17 protein-coding genes are annotated in these 20,397 nt (G+C 75.3%); 12 read left to right on the top strand and 5 right to left on the bottom strand.

All coding sequences use genetic code 11. From position 1 onward, the window contains the following. Nucleotides 1-29: 29 nt before the first annotated feature. On the bottom strand, nucleotides 30-932 hold the full coding sequence (locus tag I3F54_RS21420; protein WP_240120451.1) for a universal stress protein: 903 nt from the start codon (nucleotides 930-932) through the stop codon (nucleotides 30-32). A gap of 214 nt (nucleotides 933-1,146) precedes the next feature. After that, nucleotides 1,147-2,019, bottom strand: a complete 873-nt coding sequence (locus I3F54_RS21425) for a universal stress protein (protein WP_240120452.1) — start codon at nucleotides 2,017-2,019, stop codon at nucleotides 1,147-1,149. A 184-nt stretch (nucleotides 2,020-2,203) separates the two neighbouring features. Here I3F54_RS21425 and I3F54_RS21430 point away from each other — a divergent pair, with 184 nt between their 5' ends. The 12 genes from I3F54_RS21430 (at nucleotide 2,204) to ppdK (ending at nucleotide 15,712) form a co-directional block, all read left to right on the top strand. Continuing rightward, the gene (locus I3F54_RS21430; RefSeq protein ID WP_240120453.1) at nucleotides 2,204-2,713 is read left to right on the top strand and encodes a hydrogenase maturation protease; all 510 of its coding nucleotides are present in this window, start codon (nucleotides 2,204-2,206) and stop codon (nucleotides 2,711-2,713) included. After that, entirely contained in the window at nucleotides 2,710-5,010 is a 2,301-nt protein-coding gene (gene hypF / locus I3F54_RS21435; protein WP_240120454.1) for a carbamoyltransferase HypF, read from the top strand. The genes I3F54_RS21430 and hypF overlap by 4 nt, the downstream gene beginning before the upstream one ends. A 5-nt stretch (nucleotides 5,011-5,015) precedes the next feature. Further along, nucleotides 5,016-5,294 carry a HypC/HybG/HupF family hydrogenase formation chaperone gene (locus tag I3F54_RS21440; RefSeq protein ID WP_240120455.1) on the top strand — a complete coding sequence of 93 codons (279 nt, stop codon included), beginning with the start codon at nucleotides 5,016-5,018 and terminating at the stop codon, nucleotides 5,292-5,294. A 221-nt stretch (nucleotides 5,295-5,515) separates the two neighbouring features. Further along, nucleotides 5,516-6,670 (top strand): 4Fe-4S dicluster domain-containing protein, encoded by a 1,155-nt coding sequence (locus tag I3F54_RS21445; protein WP_240120456.1) that lies wholly within the window; start codon nucleotides 5,516-5,518, stop codon nucleotides 6,668-6,670. A gap of 5 nt (nucleotides 6,671-6,675) precedes the next feature. Further along, complete coding sequence (locus I3F54_RS21450) at nucleotides 6,676-7,131, top strand: Crp/Fnr family transcriptional regulator (protein ID WP_240120457.1); 456 nt, start codon at nucleotides 6,676-6,678, stop codon at nucleotides 7,129-7,131. Further along, nucleotides 7,128-7,946, top strand: coding sequence for an FAD/NAD(P)-binding protein (locus I3F54_RS21455; RefSeq protein WP_240120458.1), 819 nt, complete (start codon nucleotides 7,128-7,130; stop codon nucleotides 7,944-7,946). Before I3F54_RS21450 ends, I3F54_RS21455 begins: the two co-directional genes overlap by 4 nt. Nucleotides 7,947-7,948: 2 nt before the next feature. Further along, a complete protein-coding gene (locus tag I3F54_RS21460) occupies nucleotides 7,949-8,761 on the top strand; it encodes an oxidoreductase (protein ID WP_240120459.1) in 813 nt (270 codons plus the stop codon). Further along, nucleotides 8,758-10,089 (top strand): Ni/Fe hydrogenase subunit alpha, encoded by a 1,332-nt coding sequence (locus I3F54_RS21465; RefSeq protein ID WP_240120460.1) that lies wholly within the window; start codon nucleotides 8,758-8,760, stop codon nucleotides 10,087-10,089. The genes I3F54_RS21460 and I3F54_RS21465 overlap by 4 nt, the downstream gene beginning before the upstream one ends. 19 nt (nucleotides 10,090-10,108) lie before the next feature. Then, on the top strand, nucleotides 10,109-10,774 hold the full coding sequence (locus I3F54_RS21470) for a CBS domain-containing protein (protein ID WP_240120461.1): 666 nt from the start codon (nucleotides 10,109-10,111) through the stop codon (nucleotides 10,772-10,774). After that, a complete protein-coding gene (hypD, locus tag I3F54_RS21475; RefSeq protein ID WP_240120462.1) occupies nucleotides 10,771-11,874 on the top strand; it encodes a hydrogenase formation protein HypD in 1,104 nt (367 codons plus the stop codon). Before I3F54_RS21470 ends, hypD begins: the two co-directional genes overlap by 4 nt. After that, nucleotides 11,871-12,905, top strand: coding sequence for a hydrogenase expression/formation protein HypE (hypE, locus tag I3F54_RS21480; protein ID WP_240120463.1), 1,035 nt, complete (start codon nucleotides 11,871-11,873; stop codon nucleotides 12,903-12,905). The genes hypD and hypE overlap by 4 nt, the downstream gene beginning before the upstream one ends. Before the next feature lie 119 nt (nucleotides 12,906-13,024). Beyond that, the gene (gene ppdK, locus I3F54_RS21485; protein WP_240120464.1) at nucleotides 13,025-15,712 is read left to right on the top strand and encodes a pyruvate, phosphate dikinase; all 2,688 of its coding nucleotides are present in this window, start codon (nucleotides 13,025-13,027) and stop codon (nucleotides 15,710-15,712) included. A gap of 620 nt (nucleotides 15,713-16,332) precedes the next feature. On the opposite strand, the gene I3F54_RS21490 is transcribed toward ppdK, so the two are convergent. Genes I3F54_RS21490 through I3F54_RS21500 form a run of 3 tightly spaced genes read right to left on the bottom strand, consistent with a single transcriptional unit; the run spans nucleotide 16,333 to nucleotide 20,291 of the window. Next, nucleotides 16,333-16,827: a flavodoxin domain-containing protein gene (locus I3F54_RS21490; protein ID WP_240120465.1), complete on the bottom strand. Its 495-nt coding sequence runs from the start codon at nucleotides 16,825-16,827 to the stop codon at nucleotides 16,333-16,335. Nucleotides 16,828-16,843: 16 nt separating this feature from the next. Next, complete coding sequence (locus I3F54_RS21495; RefSeq protein ID WP_240120466.1) at nucleotides 16,844-17,575, bottom strand: CBS domain-containing protein; 732 nt, start codon at nucleotides 17,573-17,575, stop codon at nucleotides 16,844-16,846. A 19-nt stretch (nucleotides 17,576-17,594) separates the two neighbouring features. After that, nucleotides 17,595-20,291, bottom strand: coding sequence for a GNAT family N-acetyltransferase (locus tag I3F54_RS21500; RefSeq protein WP_240120467.1), 2,697 nt, complete (start codon nucleotides 20,289-20,291; stop codon nucleotides 17,595-17,597). Between the last annotated feature and the right edge of the window lie 106 nt (nucleotides 20,292-20,397).

The following is a 20,397-nucleotide window of genomic DNA, read 5'->3' on the forward strand; positions in this document are numbered from 1 at the left end:
GGCCGGCCGGTGCGGCCGGCCCCGCCGGGTCATGCGTGGGGTACCACGGCCACCGGGCAGCCGACGTGGTGGATGGCGGCGTGGGTGACCGGACCGGTCCGCGGGCCCACGGGCCGCTCGGAGACACGGCGGCCGACGACGAGGAGGCTCGCGCCGGTCGCGGCCCGCACCAGCGCGGTGCCGGGCCTCTCCTTCACGACCGTCTCCGTGACCGGGACGTCCGGGTACTTGTCCCGCCACGGGCTCAGGACCGCGGAGAGGAACCCGAGCCACTCCTCGGCCCGGTCGGGCTCGTCCACCAGGGCGATGTCGCCCTGGCCGAGACCCAGAGGCCCGGGGGCCCGCCAGGCGTGCACGGCGCGCAGGGCCGCCCCACGCTGCCGGGCCGCCTCGAAGGCGAACTCGACGACCTCGTCGCAGGGCCGCGTGAGGTCGATGCCGAGCACGACGTCCCGGTAGCCGGTGTGCAGCGAGGGGCTGCCGTCGCCCGCCGGAAGATGCTCGTCGGCCGCCTCCTCGCCGGCGCGGACGAGGACGACGGGGCCGAGGGCCCGTGCGACGACACCGAGGGCGACCGATCCGACGAGGAACCCGGTGAAGCCGCTCAGCCCGCGTGAGCCGAGCACCAGCAGTTCGGCCTGCTCGGCCGCCTTGGCCAGGGCCTCGGTCGCGGGACCCGGCACCTGATCGTCGGAGAGCCGGACATCGGGGCAGGCCGCGCGGACCGCTTCCTCGGCCTCGCGCAGGCAGCGCCGTGCCAGGTGCCGTTGTACGGCGTCGCCGGGCTCGCCGTCCCGCTGCTCGGGGTGCCAGTTCCAGACGTGCAGCAGGTGGAGCGGCCGGTCGCGGCGTACGGCCTCGCGGGCCGCCCACTGCGCGGCGGTCAGACTTTCGGCGGATCCGTCGATTCCGGCGACAACGGGCTGCACCATGACGCACACCTCCTGAAAGCTCGGTCGGCTTCCGCTTTCCACCCTCCGGCAGCCGGACCGGGGCGAGGAGGGGCCATGGGGCCCGGCCCTCGGCCATCCGGCCCTTGATGCCGCGCCGGTCCGCCGGCGGTGGTCCCGGGGCGTCGCCGTCCACCCCGCGACCGCTTCCCCGGCTCAGGCGGCTCATCCCCGCGGTCCCCGGCGCCACCCGCGCTCATGGCTCCTGCGGGATCACCGCCACCGGTGCCTCGGCGTGGTGCAGCAGGGTGTGGGCCACCCGGCCGAGCCGGGGTCCGAGAGCGCCCGGCCGACGGTGGGCGCCGACCACGACGAGGTCGGCGGCGGCCGACCGCTGCACCAGCACCTTGCGGGCCGGCCCCTGCACGGCCGTACGGCGTACCCGTACCCCGGGGTGTTCGGCGGCCACGGGGCCGAGCAGGTCGTCCAGCCGCGCACGGGCCTCCTCCTCGTGGGGGCGGTCGGGCGCCCCGGCGGGGCGCCCGTGGTCGCCGCCGTCACGGGCCGGACGACGCCAGGCCCGGACCGCGTCGAGTTCGCACCCCCGGGCCTCGGCCTCCCGGAAGGCGAACCGCACCGCCGCACCGCCGCCGGCGGGCTCCCCGGCGCCGAGGAGGATCCGGTCGTGGCGGCCGGCCAGTCCGGCCGGGTCGCCCCGCACCACGACCACCGGGCAGCGCGCGCGGGAGGCGACCGCGAGACCGACCGAGCCGAGCAGCAGTCCGGCCGCCTCGCCGAGCCCCCGCGCGCCGGTGACGAGAGCCGAGGCGTGGTCGCCCGCGGAGAGGAGCGCGTCCACGGGGTCGGCCGGGACGACGTCGGTGGACACGTCCACCGACGGGTTGCGCCTGCGGGCGCGCTCCGCCGCGAGGGCGACGATCCGGTCGGCCCGCCCGTGCCGCGCCGGGTCCGCCGTCCGGGTGACACGCGTGTGGTGCGCGTCGTGGGTGCCGTGGACCAGGCGCAGCGGTGCGCCGTGCCGGGCGGCCTCGTCGACCGCCCAGTCGACGGCCGTCAGGCTGCCGGGCGATCCGTCGACGCCCACGACGAGGGGAAGTATCGTCGTCATCGTTCCCACCGCCTCCGGCCGGGCGGCGCCCCCGGCCGGTTCCCACCGTCGTCGGTGCGGCAGCGGACGGGAAGGGCGGTTCGGCCCCCGCCGGGGCCCAACGGCCCCTCCTCCGGCCGGTGCGTCCGGCCGAGGATGACCGGGTGGCCGCTGTGGCCGTCAGCCGGAACGAGGGAGCGGAAAGATGTCCGTGGCCTCCCGGATCGTCGTCATCGGGGTCGGCAACGAGTTCCGTCACGACGACGGCGTGGGCTGGGCCGTGATCGCGTGCCTGCGGGAGCGGGCGCGCCACAGGCCCCTGCCGCCCGGAACCGCCCTGGAGACCTGCGACGGAGACCCGGGTCGGCTGCTCGCGCTGTGGGAGAGCGCCGCCCTGGCCGTCGTCGTCGACGCCGCGCAGTCGGACCCGCCGCGTCCCGGCCGGGTCCACCGCCTGGCTCTGGACGGCACGCCGCCCGGCCCCACGGCCACCAGCTCGCACGGGCTGGGCCTGGGCGAGGCCGTCGAGCTGTCCCGGGTCCTGGGCCGGCTGCCGGGCCGGCTCGTGGTGTACGCGGTGGAGGGCGCCAGCCATGCGCTGGGCCGAGGCCTGTCGGCGCCGGTCGCGGCCTGCGTCGAGACGGTGGCCGACGCCGTCGAGGCGGACGTGGCGGGGCAGGTGACGGGGCACGCGACGGGCGGGGGGCGGCCATGAGCGAGCGTCGCACCCAGCGCATCGAGGTCTTCGGCCGGGTCCAGGGCGTGGGCTTCCGCCCCTATGTCCACCGGACGGCGACCGAGCTCGGCCTCGACGGATGGGTGTGCAACGTGGACGGCCATGTCGAGCTGACCGCGTCGGGACGTCCGGGCGACCTGCGCGAACTGGTGGCCCGGCTGCGCGGGAAGGCACCGCCGCTGGCCGCGGTGCGCCGCGTCGAGGTGCGTGACGTCCCGCGCGAGGCGGCCCCCGCGGGCGCGGGTTTCGCGGTGGTCGCGAGCCGGGAGGCCCCGGCGGCGGCGCCGCGCGAGGTCCCGCCGGACGCGGCGATCTGCGCGGCGTGCCTGCACGAGCTGTTCGACCCGGCGGACCGGCGCCACCGGTACCCGTTCATCACCTGCTCCGACTGCGGACCGAGGGCCAGCGTCATCGAGGACCTGCCCTACGACCGCGCGCGCACCACGATGCGCCGGTTCCCGCTGTGCCCCGCGTGCGCGGCCGAGTACGCCGACCCGGCGGACCGGCGCTTCCACGCGGAGCCGCTCGCCTGCCCGGCGTGCGGTCCCCGGCTGGCCTGGGAGGACAGGACCGGCGAGGCGGCGCTGCGGGCGGCGGCGCGGACGGTCGCGGGCGGCGGCGTCGTCGCTGTGAAGGGACTCGGCGGCTACCAGCTGGTGTGCGACGCCACCGACGCGGCGGCGGTGGCCGAGCTGAGACGGCGCAAACGCCGCCCCGCCAAGCCGTTCGCGGTCATGGTGGGCGACCTGGCCGCGGTGCGGCGGCTGGCGCACGCCGGCCGCACGGAGACGGTCGTCCTCGGCTCGCCGCAGCGGCCCGTCGTGCTGCTCCGCGCCCGCCGTCACGGGGAGCGCCTCGCCCCTTTGGTGCATCCCGGCACGGACCGGGTGGGGCTCTTCCTGCCGACCACCGGACTGCACCACCTGCTGCTGTCCGAACTCGCCCGGCCCCTGGTGGTGACCAGTGGCAACCTCGCCGACGAGCCCCTCGCCACCGAGGACGCCGACGCCCGCCGGTCGCTCGGGACGGTCGCGGACGGCTTCCTCACGCACGACCGGCCCGTCCACGCCCGCTACGACGACTCCGTCGTGCAGGTCGTGCAGCGGGGTGTGCACGTGCTGCGGCGGGCGCGCGGCTACGCCCCGGCGCCGCTGACGCTGCCGGTGCCCGCCCGGCAGTCCGTGGTGGGGGCCGGCGCCCAGCTCAAGCATTCCTTCGCGCTGGCGGAGCGGGGGCGGGCGCACGTCGGGGCGCACACCGGGGACCTGGCGGACGCGGCGACGCACGACGCCTTCGAGGCCGGCTACGCCGATCTGACCCGTCTGACCGGCATCGTGCCGCGCGCCGTCGCCCACGACCTGCATCCCGGGTACCTGTCGACGCAGTGGGCGCGCAGCGGGCGCTTCGCCCGTCGGATCCCCGTCCAGCACCATCACGCGCACGTGGCGGCTGTCGCCGCCGAGCACGGGCTGAGCGAGCCGTTCGTGGGGGTGGCCTACGACGGGTTGGGCCTGGGCGACGACGGCACGCTGTGGGGCGGCGAGGTGCTGGTCGCCGGACTCACCGGGTACCGCCGGGTGGGCCGCTTCGCGCGGGCACCGCTGCCCGGCGGGGAGGCCGCGGTGCGGCACCCCGCCCGCATGGCCCTCGGCTACCTGTACGGCGGGGAGCCGCTGGGCGTGCCGCGGCCCGCGCCCTGGCTGACCCGGCCGTTCACGGAGCGGCTCGACGACCCGGTGGCACGCCTGACGCGGGTCATGGTGGAGCGCGGCGTCAACAGCCCGCAGGCGTCCAGCGCGGGCCGGCTGTTCGACGCGGTGGCGAGCCTGCTCGGGCTCGGGGACACGGTGTCCTACGAGGGGCAGGCGGCCGTCGCCCTGGAAAGCGCGGCGGGCGCACTGCGGGCCGGTGCGCTGCCGTGGCGGCTGGTGCGGGTGGAGGGCCTGTGGGTGTACGACCCCGCCCCGACGCTCACCGCCCTGCTGGAGGGGCTCGCCGACGGTGTTCCCGTACCCCGGCTGGCGGCCGCCTGCCACACGACCGTCGCCGAGGTGACCGCGGCCCTGGTGGAGCGCGCGGTGGCCGCGGGTGCCCCGCGCACGGTGTGCCTGGGCGGCGGCTGCTTCCAGAACCGCCGGCTGCTGACCGAGGTCGACCGGCTGCTGCGCGGGCAGGGCCTGCGGGTCCTGACGGGCCACCGCGTCCCGGTCAACGACGGCGGTATCGGCTTCGGGCAGGCGGCGGTGGCGTCCGCGCTGCTCGCGGATGAGGAGTGAGCGCGATGTGTCTGGGCATCCCCGGCCGGATCACCGAGGTCCATGAGGAGGCGGGCGTGCGGATGGGGACGGTCGACTTCGGCGGCGTGCGCCGGGAGGTGTGCCTCGCCTACACGCCGGAGGCGGACGTGGGCGCCTACGTCGTGGTCCACGTCGGGTTCGCCATCACCCGGGTGGACGAGGCCGAGGCCGAACGCACCCTGGAGGTGCTGCGGGCCATGGCGGACGCGGTGACGGGCGAGCTGGGAGAGGCACTGCCGGACGCGGGCGGCCGCCCGCGCTGACTCCCCCCGGCCCGCCGGGACAGGGCCGGGCCGGTGTTCCCGCTCCGGCCGCCCCGCCGGGACGTGCGGGACCGCTCCGGCGGGGCGTCCGGTCACGCCTGCCGGCGCCGGGGGCCGGTCAGGGCCGAAGGGCCCTTGCCCGGGCCCGGGCGGCCTGTGGCGGCCGCGCGGTGCGCGGGACAGTCTGGACACAGCAGTCCCACCGCGCCTCGGAGGGAACGATGCCAGACCGCCGCACGACCGCCGTCCTGGACCTCAGCGGGCTCGACGCTCTGGTCGAGGTGCTGCGCGGGCAGGGACGCACGGTCGTCGGACCGACCGTGCGGGACGGGGCCGTCGTCCTGGCCGAGCTGGACTCGGCCCGCCGGCTTCCGTTCGGCTGGGGGAGCGAGGTCGAGGCCGGCCGCTACCGGCTGGTCCCCCGCACGGACGGCGCCGCCTTCGCGCACACCACGGGACCGCAGTCGTGGAAGGCGTTCCTGCACCCGGAGCGGGAGAAACTGTGGAGCGTCGACCGCGGTGCTGACGGGGAGCTGTCGGTGACCGAGGAGCGGCCCCCGCAGCCGTCGTACGCCTTCCTCGGGGTGCGGCCCTGCGACCTGCGGGCCATCGCGGTGCAGGACCGGGTGCTGGCCGGGGGACGGTATCCGGACCGCGGGTACCGGGAGCGCCGCGTGGGCGCGTTCCTGATCGCGGCCGAGTGCACCGAGCCGGGAGCCACCTGCTTCTGCGTGTCCATGGGCGGTGGTCCGGGAGCGGACGCCGGTTTCGATCTCGCGCTGACCGAGGTGATCGACGCCGACGGTCACCGTTTCCACGTCCGGACCGGCAGCGACGCCGGCGAGGAGGTCCTCGCGGCCGTCCCGCACCGCCCGGCCGACGCGGAGACCGGGACGGCCGCCCGGTCCGCGGTGGCCGCGGCACGGGAGCGGATGGGCCGGGCCATGCCGCCCGTGGACCTGCGCGCCCTGCTGGCCGGGAGCCTGGAGGCCGAGCGCTGGGACGACGTGGCCGCCCGCTGCCTGACCTGCGGGAACTGCACCATGGTGTGTCCCACCTGCTTCTGCACCACCACCGAGGAGGTCACCGACCTCACCGGCGACCACGCCGAGCGGTGGCAGCGCTGGGACTCCTGCTTCGACCTCGACTTCTCCCTCCTGCACGGCGGCCCGGTCCGGGCCTCGGGGCGCAGCCGGTACCGGCAGTGGCTCACCCACAAGCTCTCCACCTGGTACGACCAGTTCGGCACGTCGGGCTGTGTCGGCTGCGGGCGCTGCATCACCTGGTGCCCGGTCGGGATCGACATCACCGAGGAGGCCTCGGCGCTCCACGCGGAGACGTCCGCGGGCCCGCCGCACGACGACCGTGAGGAGTGACGACCATGGCCTCGACCGCCTGGGACTCGGCACTGGGGGCCGAGCACCGCGCGCGGCTGACGCGGATCGCCCGCGAGGTGTCCTTCCCCGCGGGTACCCGCCTGTTCCAGGAGGGCCGGCGCGCGGACCGGTTCTGGATCGTGCGCACCGGGACGGTCGCCCTCGACGTCCACGTCCCCGGGCGGCGGAACGCCGTGGTGGAGACGCTGGGCCGCGGCGAACTCGTCGGCTGGTCATGGTACTTCCCCCCGTACGAGTGGCACCTGGGCGCGGAGACGACGAGTTCCGTGCAGGCCTACGAGTTCGACGCGGCGACCGTGCGGCTGCTGTGCGAGGAGGACGCCGTGTTCGGCCGGGCGATCGCCCGCTGGGTGGGCGGGGTGGTCGCCGAGCGGCTGCGCGCGACCCGCATCCGGCTGCTCGACCTGTACGCCCCCTACGGCAGCGGGAAGCTGACATGACCGACGTGCCCGTGCCGTACCGGGTGGTCCGGACCAGGCCCGAGACCGCCGACACCGTCAGCATCACGCTGGCACCGGCGGGCACGGCGGCACTCGCGCCCTTCGCACCGGGCCGGTTCGCCATGGTGTACGCGTTCGGGGTCGGGGAGATCCCCGTCTCGGTGTCCCGCATCGGCGCGGGCGAGCTGGTCCACACGGTCCGCTCGGTCGGCGCGGTGTCGGCGGCGCTGTGCGCACTGCGGCCGGGCGACCGGGTCGGGCTGCGCGGCCCTTTCGGCACCGGCTGGGATCTGCCGCGGGCGGCCGGCCGGGACGTGCTCGTGGTCGCGGGCGGCATCGGCCTCGCCCCGCTGCGGCCCCTGGTGCTCGCGGCGCTCGCCGCCCCCGACGCCCACGGCCGCCCGAACCTGCTCGTCGGTGCCCGCACCCCCGGCGACCTGCTGTACACGCGGCAGCTCTCGGACTGGGCTGCGGGGGACGGCCCACTGCACTGCGCGGTCACCGTCGACCGCCCCTCCCCCGCCTGGCGCGGCCGGGTCGGTCTGGTCACCGAACTGTTCAACGAGGCGCGGTTCGACCCGGCGAACACCACGGCGTTCGTCTGCGGACCCGAGGCGATGATCCGCGCGACCGCCCGCGAACTGGTGCACCGAGGGCTGGCGCCGGACCGGGTCCGGGTGTCGCTGGAGCGGAACATGCGCTGCGGCACCGGGCACTGCGGCCACTGCCAGCTCGGTGGTGCGCTGCTGTGCCGGGACGGGCCGGTGATCGGCTGGGACCGGGCCCGGGACCTGCTGACGGTGAGGGAGTTGTGACCATGTCCGCGCCCACCCTCGCGGTGTTCAAACTGGCCTCCTGTGACGGCTGCCAGCTCACGCTCCTCGACTGCGAGGACGAACTCCTCGCGCTCGCCGGCCGGGTGCGGATCGCCCACTTCCTGGAGGCGTCGAGCGCGGTGGAGCCCGGCCCCTACGACCTCGGGCTGGTCGAGGGCTCGGTCACCACCCCGGACGACGCCCGGCGGATCCGGGAGATCCGCGCGCAGTGCCGGGTGCTGGTGACGATCGGCGCGTGCGCCACCGCCGGCGGCATCCAGGCGCTGCGCGACTTCGCCGACGTCGAGGAGTTCCGGCGCACCGTCTACGCCCGGCCCGAGTACGTCGAGACGCTGGCCACCTCCACACCCGTGTCGGCGCACGTGGACGTGGACTTCGAGCTGCGCGGCTGCCCCATCGACCGGGGTCAGCTGCTGGAGGTCGTCACGGCGTTCCTGGCCGGGCGAAGGCCGGACGTGCCGAACCACAGCGTGTGCTTCGCGTGCAAGCGCCGGGGCACGGTGTGCGTCACCGTCGCCCACGGCACTCCCTGCCTCGGGCCGGTCACGCACGCCGGCTGCGGGGCGATCTGCCCGGCGTTCGGCCGCGGCTGCTACGGCTGCTTCGGCCCCTCGGGTTCGGTGAACCTGCCCGCCCTGATCCCGCTGCTGCGCCGCGACGGGCTCGACGAGCGGGACGTGCGGCGTCTGCTGCGCACGTTCAACGCCACCGCCTTCGACCCGCCCGGCACGGGGGCGGAGCCGCCCGGCCGGGACACGGAGGCGGACACCACGGACGAGGAGGTACGGCCGTGACCCACCGCGGTTCCCGTGTCCTGCGCGTCGGCTCGCTCGCGCGGGTGGAGGGCGAGGGCGCCCTGCACCTGCGGGTCGCCGCCGGCCGCGTCGAGGAGGCCCGGCTGCGCATCTACGAGCCGCCGCGCTTCTTCGAGGCGTTCCTGCGCGGCCGGGCGCACACCGAGCCGCCCGACATCACCGCCCGGGTGTGCGGCATCTGCCCGGTGGCCTACCAGATGAGCGCCTGCCAGGCGGTCGAGGACGCCTGCGGCGTCACGGTCGACCCGGCGGTGCAGGACCTGCGCCGGCTGCTGTACTGCGGCGAGTGGATCGAGAGCCACGCCCTGCACATCCATCTCCTGCACGCGCCGGACTTCCTCGGCTGCGACGGCGCGATCGACCTGGCTCGCACCCAGCGGGCCGCCGTGGAGCGGGGACTGCGGCTGAAGCAGGCCGGCAACGCGCTGCTCGAACAGCTCGGGGGCCGCGCCGTCCACCCCGTCAACGTCCGGCTGGGCGGCTTCCACCGCGTGCCCACGCGCGACGAGTTGAGGCCGCTTCAGGAGCGGTTGCGCCGCGCCGCCGACGACGCCCGCGCAACGGTGCGCTGGGTGGCGGGCTTCGACTTCCCGGACACCGCCACCGACGCCGACTTCCTGGCGCTGGCCGCCCCGGACCGGTACGCCGTGGAGCGGGGCACCCCGACGGTGCTGCGCGCGGACGGCGTGCGGAGCAGCTTCGCGCTGCCCGGCTTCCTCGGCCACGTCTGCGAGGAGCAGGTACCGCACTCGACGGCACTGCACTCCCGGCTCGACGGGCGCCGCCATCTCACCGGCGCCCTCGCCCGGTTCGCCGTGGGCGGCGCGCTGCTGACGGCCGGGGCGCGCGAGGCAGCCCGCGAGGCGGGTCTCGGCGACCCGGCGGAAGGTGCGGTGTGCCGCAATCCCTACCGGTCGATCCTCGTGCGGGCCGTGGAGGTGGTGTACGCCGTCGACGAGGCCCTGCGGCTGATCGCCGCCTACGAGCCGCCCTCCCGCCCGTACGTGGAGGTGCCACCGGCCGCCGGTACCGGTCACGGCGCCACGGAGGCGCCACGCGGACTGCTGTACCACCGCTACCGGCTCGCGCCGGACGGCACCGTCACCGACGCCCGGATCGTGCCGCCCACCGCGCAGAACCAGGGGGCCATCGAGGACGACCTCGCGCGGACCGCGCAGGCGGCCCTCGTCGCGGGCGACCCGGGCGACGAGGAGCTGACCAGGCTGTGCGAGCGGACCATCCGCAACCACGACCCGTGCATCTCCTGCTCCACCCACTTCCTCGACCTCACCGTCGAACGCACCTGACCATCCGAGGAGAACAACCATGCACGGCAGCCCGCACATCGTGAGTGACGTCATGACACGCGAGGTCGTGGCGGTGGGCCGCGATGCCCCGTTCAAGGACATCGTCACGCTCATGGAGCAGTGGAAGGTCAGCGCGGTTCCGGTGCTGGAGGGCGAGGGCCGGGTCATCGGCGTCGTCTCCGAGGCCGACCTGCTGCCGAAGGAGGAGTTCCGGGACTCCGACCCGGACCGGTTCGTCCAGCTCAGCCGGCTCACCGACCTGGCGAAGGCGGGCGGAGTGCGGGCGGAGGAGCTGATGAGCGCGCCGGCCGTCACCGTCCACTCCGACGCCACGCTCGCCGAGGCGTCGCGCATCATGGCCCGGCGCGGGCTGAAGCGGCTGCCGGTGGTCAACGCCGAGGGGCTGCTGGAGGGGATCGTGAGCCGGGCGGACCTGCTGAAGGTCTTCCTGCGGTCCGACGAGGACATCGCCGAGGAGGTGCGCCGCGAGGTGGTGTCCTACCTGTTCCCCGTGCCGCTGGAGCCCGTGCGGGTGGCGGTGGACGACGGGGTGGTCACGCTCAGCGGCCGGATCCGGGACGCGTCCCTGGTGCCCGTGGCGACCCGGCTGATCCGCGCGATCGAGGGCGTGGTGGGTGTCGAGTGCGACCTGGTCGCCGGGTCCGCGCGGGGTGAACCGCAGTGAAGTACCTGGACGAGTACCGTGATCCGGCCCTCGCCCGGCGGCTGCTGGAGGAGCTGCGCCGCACCGCGACCGCGCCCTGGCGGATCATGGAGGTGTGCGGCGGCCAGACGCACACCCTGGTCCGGCAGGGCATCGACGAACTGCTGCCCGCCGGGATCCGCATGATCCACGGACCGGGCTGCCCGGTGTGCGTCACCCCGCTGGAGACCCTGGACCGGGCCATGGCGATCGCCGCGCGGCCCGGCGTGATCTTCACGAGCTTCGGCGACATGCTGCGGGTTCCCGGCACGGACACGGACCTGCTGTCGCTGCGCGCCCGCGGCGCGGACGTCCGGGTGGTGTACACGCCGATGGACGCCGTGCGTCTGGCCGCCTCTCGTCCGGGGCACGAGGTGGTGTTCCTGGCGGTGGGCTTCGAGACCACGGCCCCCGCGGCCGCCATGGCCGTCCTGCACGCCGACCGGCTGGGCCTGGACAACTTCTCCATGCTGGTCAGCCATGTGCTGGTGCCGCCCGCCATGACCGCGCTGCTCGACGACCCGGACTGCGAGGTGCAGGCCTTCCTCGCGGCCGGGCACGTGTGCGCGGTGATGGGCTGGCGCGAGTACGAGCCGATCGCCGCCCGCTACCGGGTGCCGGTCGTGGTGACCGGCTTCGAGCCGCTGGATCTGCTGGAGGGCATCCTGATGGCGGTGCGGCAGCTGGAGTCCGGCCGGCACGTGGTGGAGAACCAGTACGTGAGGGCCGTACGCCGCAGCGGCAACACCGAGGCGCAGGACGCCGTCCGCGAGGTGTTCGAGGTCACCGACCGGGCCTGGCGCGGCATCGGCGCGCTGCCCGGCAGCGGGCTCGAACTCGCCTCGCGGTACGCCCGTTTCGACGCCGCCCACCGGTTCTCGGTGGACGGTCTGCGCCCGGTGGAGGACACCGACTGCATCGCCGGCGCCGTGCTCACCGGTGCCCGGTTGCCCACCGACTGCGCCGCCTACGGCAGCCGCTGCACGCCCCGCCGTCCGCTGGGGGCCCCGATGGTGTCCGCGGAGGGCACCTGCGCCGCCTTCCACGCGGCGGGCCGGACGAAGGAAGGGTCCCTGTCATGAGTGCCGTATGCCCCAGCCCGCACCACGAGGACGACGTCGTCCTGCTCGGTCATGGCGCTGGCGGCCGGCTGACCGCCGAGCTGCTGGACACCCTGGTGCTGCCGGCGCTGGAGGGCCAGGGCGGGCCGCTGGAGGACGCGGCACTGCTGCCCGGCCACCCCGACCTGGTGGTGAGCACGGACAGCTTCGTCGTCAGCCCGCTGTTCTTCCCCGGCGGCGACATCGGCTCGCTGGCGGTCAACGGCACGGTCAACGACCTCGCCATGCGCGGTGCCCGGCCGGTCGCCCTGTCGGTGGCGCTGGTGGTGGAGGAGGGTCTGCCGCTCGCGGAGCTGCGTGCGGTCGTCGAGTCGATGGGCAAGGCGGCGCGCGAGGCCGGGGTCCCCGTCGTCACCGGCGACACCAAGGTGGTGGGCCGCGGCGCCGCCGACCGGGTCTTCGTCACCACGACCGGCATCGGGCAGCGCCGCCTGGGGCTGCGTCCGTCGGCCGCACTGGCGCGGCCCGGCGACGCGGTGCTGCTGTCGGGGCCGATCGGGCTGCACGGCACCACGGTGCTGTCCACGCGCGAGGGGCTCGGCTTCGAGGGCGACATCGCCTCCGACAGCCGTCCCCTGCACGAACTCGTGGCGTCGCTGGCGCCGCTCGGCGCGCAGGTGCACACCCTGCGGGACCCGACCCGCGGCGGACTGGCCGCGGCTCTCAACGAGATCGCCCGCGACTCGCGGGCCTCCGTCGAGATCGACGAGGACGCCGTGCCCGTGCCGCGGGCCGTGGCCGCCGCCTGCGATCTGCTGGGGCTCGATCCACTCGTCGTCGCCAACGAGGGCTGCCTGGTGGCGTTCGTGGCGCCCGAGGCGGCGGACGCGGCCCTGGCGGCGCTGCGCTCGCGGCCGGAGGGCAGGGACGCGGTGCGGATCGGCGAGGTGTCCGCGGACGGCCCGGCGGGCCGTGTCGTGCTGCGCACACTGGTCGGCGCCCGCCGCGTGGTGGACCTGCCGATCGGCGAGCTGCTGCCCCGCATCTGCTGAACCGGTCGGGGCCGACCGGCCCCACCGCGGGGGTCGGGCGGCATCTGCCTCCGCCCCGGCGGCGGCCCGACGCTGGAAGGGACGGAGCCAGCAGCCACGGAGCCGAGGAGCGCGGTGTCATGGTGCCTTATGTGTACGACTTCAGCGAGGGTGGCCGGGAGCTGGCCGACCTGCTCGGCGGCAAGGGCGCGAACCTCGCCGAGATGACCCGGCTGGGACTCCCGGTCCCGCCGGGTTTCATCGTCTCCACCGAGGCCTGCCGGGAGTTCCTGCGCACCGGCAACGAGCCGGAGGGCATGTTCCGGGAGATCTCGCGGCACCTGTCGGCGATCGAGGCCGGAGCCGGACGTCACCTGGGCCAGCCCGACGACCCGCTGCTGGTGTCCGTGCGGTCCGGTGCCCGTTTCTCCATGCCCGGCATGATGGAGACGGTCCTGGACATCGGCCTCAACGACGACTCCGTGACCGGCCTGGCCAAGGTCTCCGGCAGCGAGCGTTTCGCCTGGGACTCCTACCGGCGGCTGGTGCAGATGTTCGGCAGCACGGTCATGGGCGTCGACGGGGAGCTGTTCGACCGGCTGCTGACCGACCTCAAGGAGCGGCGGGGCGTCCCGGACGACGTGCATCTGGAGGCCGCCGACCTCACCGAACTCGTCGAGGCGTACAAGCGGCTCATCCACGAGCGGACCGGCGACCACTTCCCGCAGTCCCCCGCCGAGCAACTGCGCCGGGCGGTCCTCGCGGTCTTCCGTTCCTGGAACGGCGAACGCGCCCGCCTGTACCGGCGGCGCGAGCACATCCCCGACGACCTGGGCACCGCGGTGACGGTGCAGCGGATGGTCTACGGAAACCTCGGCACGGACTCCGGAAGCGGGGTCGCCTTCACCCGTGACCCGGCCACCGGCCTGCCCGGCCTGTACGGCGACTACCTGCCCAACGCGCAGGGCGAGGACGTGGTGGCCGGCATCCGCAACACCGTGCCGCTGGCCGAGCTGGAGCAGCTGGACTCCGAGTCGTACCACCGGCTGCGCGACCACATGGGCACGCTGGAGCGGCACTACCGGGACCTGTGCGACATCGAGTTCACCATCGAGCGCGGCACGCTGTGGATGCTGCAGACCCGGGTGGGCAAGCGGACCGCCGAGGCCGCGTTCGTGATCGCCGCCCAGCTGGCGGACGAGAAGCTGATCACGGAGCGGGAGGGGCTGGCGCGGGTCGGCGGCGACGGGCTCGCCCGGCTGATGTTCCCCCGCTTCGACGCCTCGGCGACCGGCGCGCCCCTCGCCCGCGGCATCGCTGCCTCGCCCGGTGCCGCGGTCGGCGCGGTGGTCTTCGACTCCACCGAGGCGGCTCGGCGGGCCGCGGCCGGGGAGAAGGTGGTCCTGGTCCGCCAGGAGACCACCCCCGACGACCTGCCCGGCATGGTCGCCGCGCAGGCGGTGCTGACCAGCCGCGGCGGCAAGACCTCCCACGCGGCCGTCGTGGCCCGCGGGATGGGCAAGGTCTGCGTGTGCGGGGCCGAGGAACTCGCCGTGGACACCGTGGCCCGGCGCTTCACCACCCGCGCGGGGACCGTGGTGGAGGAGGGCACGGTGGTCTCCGTCGACGGCTCCGCAGGGGCCGTGTACGGCGGCGCGGCACCGCTGGTGGACTCGGAGGTCATGCGGTACCTGGAGACCGGAGAGCGCTCCGCCGGTGCGGTGGACGCGGTCGCCTCGGCCCTGCGGCTCGCCGACGAGGTACGCCGGCTGGAGGTGCGCGCCAACGCCGACACCCCCGAGGACGCCGCCCGGGCCCGCCGGTTCGGCGCCCAGGGCATCGGGCTGTGCCGTACGGAACACATGTTCCTCGGCGAGCGGCGCGCGCTGGTCGAGGAGATGATCCTGGCCGCCGACGACGTCTCCCGCGACCGTGCGCTGGGGGCGCTGCTCCCCCTTCAGCGGCAGGACTTCACGGGCATCCTCGCGGCGATGGACGGGCTGCCCGTCACCATCCGGCTGCTGGACCCGCCGCTGCACGAGTTCCTGCCGGACCCCACGGAGCTGGCCGTGCGCATCGGTGCCGCCGAGGCCCGCGGCGAGCACCCGGACCCGCACGACGCCACGGTGCTGGCGGCGGTGCGGCGCATGCACGAGGAGAACCCGATGCTCGGCCTGCGGGGCGTCCGTCTCGGCCTGGTGGTGCCCGGCCTGGTCGCCATGCAGGTACGCGCGATCGCCGAGGCGGTGGTGGAGCGCAGGCGGGCCGGTGGCTCGCCCAAGGCGGAGATCATGGTGCCGCTGGTCGGCGACGTCAGGGAGCTGCGGCTGGTGCGCGAGGAAGTGGAGCGGGTTCTGGCCGCCGTCTCGGAGGAGTCCGGGATCGACGTGCACTGCCCGGTCGGCACGATGATCGAGCTGCCGCGGGCGGCGCTGACGGCGGGGCGGATCGCCGAGGTGGCCGAGTTCTTCTCGTTCGGCACGAACGATCTCACCCAGACCACCTGGGGATTCTCCCGTGACGACGTCGAGGCGGCCTTCTTCTCCGCCTACCTCGACAAGGGCGTCTTCGCCACCTCGCCGTTCGAGACGCTGGACCGCGAGGGCGTCGGCCGCCTGGTCGGCATCGCCGTCGCCGAGGGCCGGGCGGCACGCCCCGACCTGAAGATCGGTGTCTGCGGGGAGCACGGCGGCGACCCCGACTCGGTGCACTTCTTCCACGCCACCGGCCTGGACTACGTCTCCTGCTCGCCGTTCCGCGTGCCGGTCGCCCGCCTGGAGGCCGGGCGCGCCGCACTCTCCGGGGAGTCGGTGAGCGACACCAGGTGAGGCACCCTCACCCGGTTCGGCCCGGTTCAGGACGCCGGCGCCAGGGCGGCGTGCCCCGCGAGGGGCTCGCCGCTCAGGCGGCATACCGTCCACTCGCCGAGGAGTTCCGCCCCGATCGCCCTGCGGAAGCCGATCGCCGGATCGTTCCGGTCCCGCACCACCACTCGAAGCGCTCTTGACCGGTTACTCCCTCCTGAAGGCCTGAAGGAGGGAGGTTCTGGCCGTCCCGCTCGTCGCTGCGCCGCTACGCGGCACGGGTCTCGGGCGGGATTCCGTGGCCCATGGTGTCGCCGGTGGTGTCGTCCTCGGCGGCGAGCGCGTGGGCGGCGGGTGCGCGCCGAAGAGCGCGTCGTGCAGTTGCTCGCCGGTGGCGCGGGCACGGCCGGCGACCGGTTCGTACGCGGCGGGTTCACGGATCGTCGCACGGATGCCGGGGATGTCGTCGGCGGTGGCGGCCCTGGTCACGCGGCGGATCCCGGTTCACCGGGGCGGGCGGTGTGCACCGCGCCGGGTTTTGGCCCCGGCCCGGTGGTGCGCGTCGCGGGCCCCGGGCCGACGGCGCGGCGGCGCGGGCCACGGCAGGTGGTGATGCCGTTGCCCGCGTCGCGCCGTGTTCCGCCTCAGCCCGTCAGTTCGTGGCCGATCCCGGCCGCCCACGCCTTGATCTGCCCGAAATCACGGAAGTCGCCGCCCTTTCCGTTGCGCACGATCATCCGGGCGACCCAGCCCTTGGCGCCCTCCTCCAGGCAGCCGCCGAAGGTGACGTGGTCCCGGGCCTCCAGCCGGTCCATGGTCTTCTGCACGCCGGGCACCGGGGGGATGTCCCGCTCGCCGGCCGAGGCGTCGAGCGGGCCACTGCTGAAGAGCCACAGCGGGCGCCGGGACAGCGCCTCGCCGTGGCGCCGCACGAAGCGGCGGGCGTCGCGGTGCCAGCGGCTGGCGTACAGCCCGCCGCCGACCACGACGGCGTCGTAGGGTTCCACGTCGCGCACGGAACCGGCCGGGCGTGCCTCGGCCGTCAGGCCCTCCTTGCGCAGCACCTCGGCGACGGTCTCGGCGATCTCCGCCGTCGACCCGTTGGTCGATCCGTAGGCGACCAGCACGTTCGCGGTCATGGCGATCCGTCTCCTCTCACAGTTTGCGCAGCCAGTCGTCGGCCACCCCGTGCAGGGCCTGGGCCTCGGGCTGGAGCCGGCTGTCGTCCAGGTTCCAGGTGAGGTCGCCGACGACGCCGACCACGCCGTCGATCTGCCGGGTCATGGAAACGGCGATCTCCGTCTCGCTGCGGCGTTCCAGCCGGCCGGAGAGCGTGACCACGCCCTCGGTGACGGAGACGTCGACGCTGCGCGGCGCCAGCCACAGCGTGCCGACGAGGACCTCCTCGATCACCTCGTCGCGGATGTCCGCGTCCGGCCGCAGGAAGACCTGCAACAGGTCACGCCGGGTGACGATGCCGACCAGCCGCTCCTCCTCGTCGAGCACCGGAAGCCGCTCGACATGCCGCTGGGCCATGGTCCGCGCGGCCTCGACGATGGTGTCGGAGGCGTGCACGGTGACCGGGGGCTCGCTCATCAGCTGACCGGCGGTACGGGCCGCGGCCTTGGTGCTCCGGCGGCGCCCCGCGGACGTGAGAGCGGCCAGACGGTGGTGGGGTTCGGGCTGGAAGGGGTCGGGGACCGCGGCCTGGTGGATCATCAGATCGGTCTCGGAGATCACTCCGATCACCTGGTCGTCCTCGTCCACCACGGGCAGCCCACTGATCCGGTGGTCCGCCAGCAGCCGGGCGACCTCCTTGAACGGGGTTCCGTAGTCGGCGCGTACCACGTCCGTGGTCATCACGGAGCCGACCTTGTCGTGTTTCACGGTTCCTCCTGGGGGCTGCCTAGACCGGCTGGCGGAGCCGGCGCAGATAGGGGTCCTGGGCCCGGCGCGGCAGCAGCCGCAGCCTGGCGTCGAGCACGGTGACCGCGCCGGGCTTGGCGAGGACCGGGTTGAAGTCGGCCTCCGCCAGTTGCGGCAGGTCGCTCGCCATGCGCGACAGGCGCAGCAGCACCTGTTCCAGCCCGGCGAGGTCGGCGGGCCCGCTGCCGTGCGCGCCGAAGAGCAGCGGCGCGCAGCGCGGGGAGGTGATCAGGTCGTGCACGTCCTGATCGGTGAGCGGGGCGAGCCGGGCGGCATGGTCGGCGAGCACCTCGGTGGCCGTGCCGCCGAGGCCGAACAGGACGAGCGGCCCGAAGACCTCGTCCTGGACGACACCGGCGAACAGCTCGGTGCCGCGAGCGGCGAGCGGCTGGATCACCACGCCGGTCAGCAGCCCGTCGAAGCGGGTCTCGAAGTCCCGGAAGGCGGCCCGCACCTGGGCGTCGCCCTGCAGGTCGAGGTGGACGGCGTGCGCCTCGCTCTTGTGCACCAGGCCCGGCCAGTGCGCCTTCATGACCACCCGGCCGTCCGCGCCACGCAGCCGCCGGGCGGCCCGCACGGCGTCGTCCTCGGTGTCGGCGAACGCCCAGGGGATCTGCGGGATGCCGTAGGCGTCGAGGAGTTCGGCGCACGTGCCCGGGTCGAGCCAGCCGCCGTCCGGATGGGCTTCGAGGTAGGTCTCGGCGAGGGCGTGGGCGCGGGCGGTGTCGATGCCGGACACGTCCGGCACGGTGCCGGCCGGGCGGCTCAGCCAGGCCGCGCGGCGCGCCGCGTGGGCCAGGGCCCGGGCCGCCGCCTGTGGTTCGGCGTACGAGGGGACGGATCCGCCGCCCCCGGCGGGCAGCAGCGTCACCGGGACGCCCTGTTCCAGCCGTACGAGGGCGACCGGGCGGGCCCGGCGGGCCCGGGTGACCGCGCGCACCAGGTCGTCCCCCGTGGCGGCGGCGACGGCGGTGGGGACCAGGGCGACGACGACGGCGTCGACGCCGCCGTGCTCCGTCAGCCGGTCCACGCACCGCGCGAGCTGTTCCTCGGTGACCGAGGCCGTGGCGTCCACCGGGTTGCCGGCGGTGGCTGCGGTGGGCAGCACGGCGTGCAGGGCGTCCGCCGCCTCCGTGCCGAACGGGGGCAGGACGAGTCCTGCCTCGGCGCAGGCGTCGGCGGTCAGGACGCCGACGCCGCCCGCGTTCGTCACCACGGCGACGCGGGTGCCGGCGGGGAGCGGCTGGGTGTGCAGCAGGGCGGCGGTCTCCAGCAGCTCGCCGACGGAGCGGGTGGCGGTGATGCCGGCCTGGGTGAACAGCGCCTGCCGGGTCATGGTCCGGGTGGCGGCGGCCGCGGTGTGGGAGGCGGCGGCCCGGCGGCCGGCGTCGGTGCGGCCGGCGTCGACGGTCAGCACGGGCATGCGGCGCGTCACACGCCGCGCGGTGCGGGAGAAGGCGCGCGGGTTGCCGAAGGACTCCAGGTGGAGCAGCGCCAGGTCGGTGCGGCCGTCGCTCTCCCACCACTGGAGCATGTCGTTGCCGCTGACGTCGTACTTGTCGCCGAGGGAGACGAAGGAGGAGACACCGACACCGAGCCGGGACAGGCCGTCGAGCAGCGCGATGCCGACGCCACCGGACTGCACGGCGACGCCGGCGGTGCCGGGGCGCGGGTGGCCGGCGGCGAACGTGGCGTCGAGGCGCAGCTCGGGGTCGGTGTGGGCGATGCCGAGGCAGTTGGGGCCGACCAGGCGCATGCCGTGGGTGCGGCAGGCGGTCAGGAGGGCCTGCGTCTGCTCGGCGTCGAGCCCGGCGGTGACGACGAGCAGGGCCCGCACGCCCGCCGTGCCGCATTCCTCGGCGGTGGCCGGCACGGCGGCTGCGGGCACGGCGAGGACGGCCAGGTCGGGTGTCCGGGGCAGCGCGCCGACGGACGGGAAGCAGGGCACGTCGAGGATCGAGGTCGCGGCGGGGTTGACGGCGTACAGCCGCCGGGTGAAGCCGCCGGCCTTCAGGTGGTGCAGGACGGCCCGGCCCACCGACCCGGGCTTGCGCCCGGCGCCGACGACGGCCACGCCGTCCGGCCGCAGCAGGGGCCGCAGGCTGGCCACGTCGGCGGCCCGGCCCCGCGCCTCCACGGCCGACAGGTAGGTGTCGTCCTCGTCCAGCCGGATGGTGCAGTGGACCTCGGGGCCGTCGAAGTGGCGGGCGGTCCGCAGACCGAGGTCGGCGAAGAGCCGCAGGATGTCGCGGTTCTCGCTCAGGGCGTCGGCGGTGAACGCGGTGACGCCCTCGGTGCGCGCCGCGGAGACCAGGTGCTCGACGAGGAGGGTGCCGACGCCGCGGTGGTGCAGGCCGTCGGCGACCGCGACGGAGATGTCGGCCGTGTCGCCCTTGCCGCCGGTGTCGTACTCGGCGAGGCCGACCACCCGTCCCTGTGTCTCGGCGAGGAGGGCGCGGTAGCCCGGCCGGGCCGGGGCGCAGGCCCGGTCGGCGGCGCGGAGGCCGGACCGCCGGCTGATGCTGAAGAACCGCAGCCGCAGGTTGTCCGCGGACATCGCGTCGTACAGCGCCCGCAGCCGCCCGTGGTCCTCGGGCCGAACGGTCCGGATGCACACGGTGGTGCCGTCCGCGAGCAGCGCGTGGACGGGGGGCCGTTCGAGCACGTGGTGCGTCATGGTGGTCTCCTCCGGGCCTGCGGCCTGCGCGTCTCCCGACGTTCCGAGCATCCGACGGATCAGCCTCCGGTCCCATGGGCTGACCGGGGTCGGGCCGGGACCGATC

Origin of the sequence: Streptomyces sp. MUM 2J, assembly GCF_022414535.1 — a bacterium.
Taxonomy (GTDB): Bacteria; Actinomycetota; Actinomycetes; order Streptomycetales; family Streptomycetaceae; genus Streptomyces.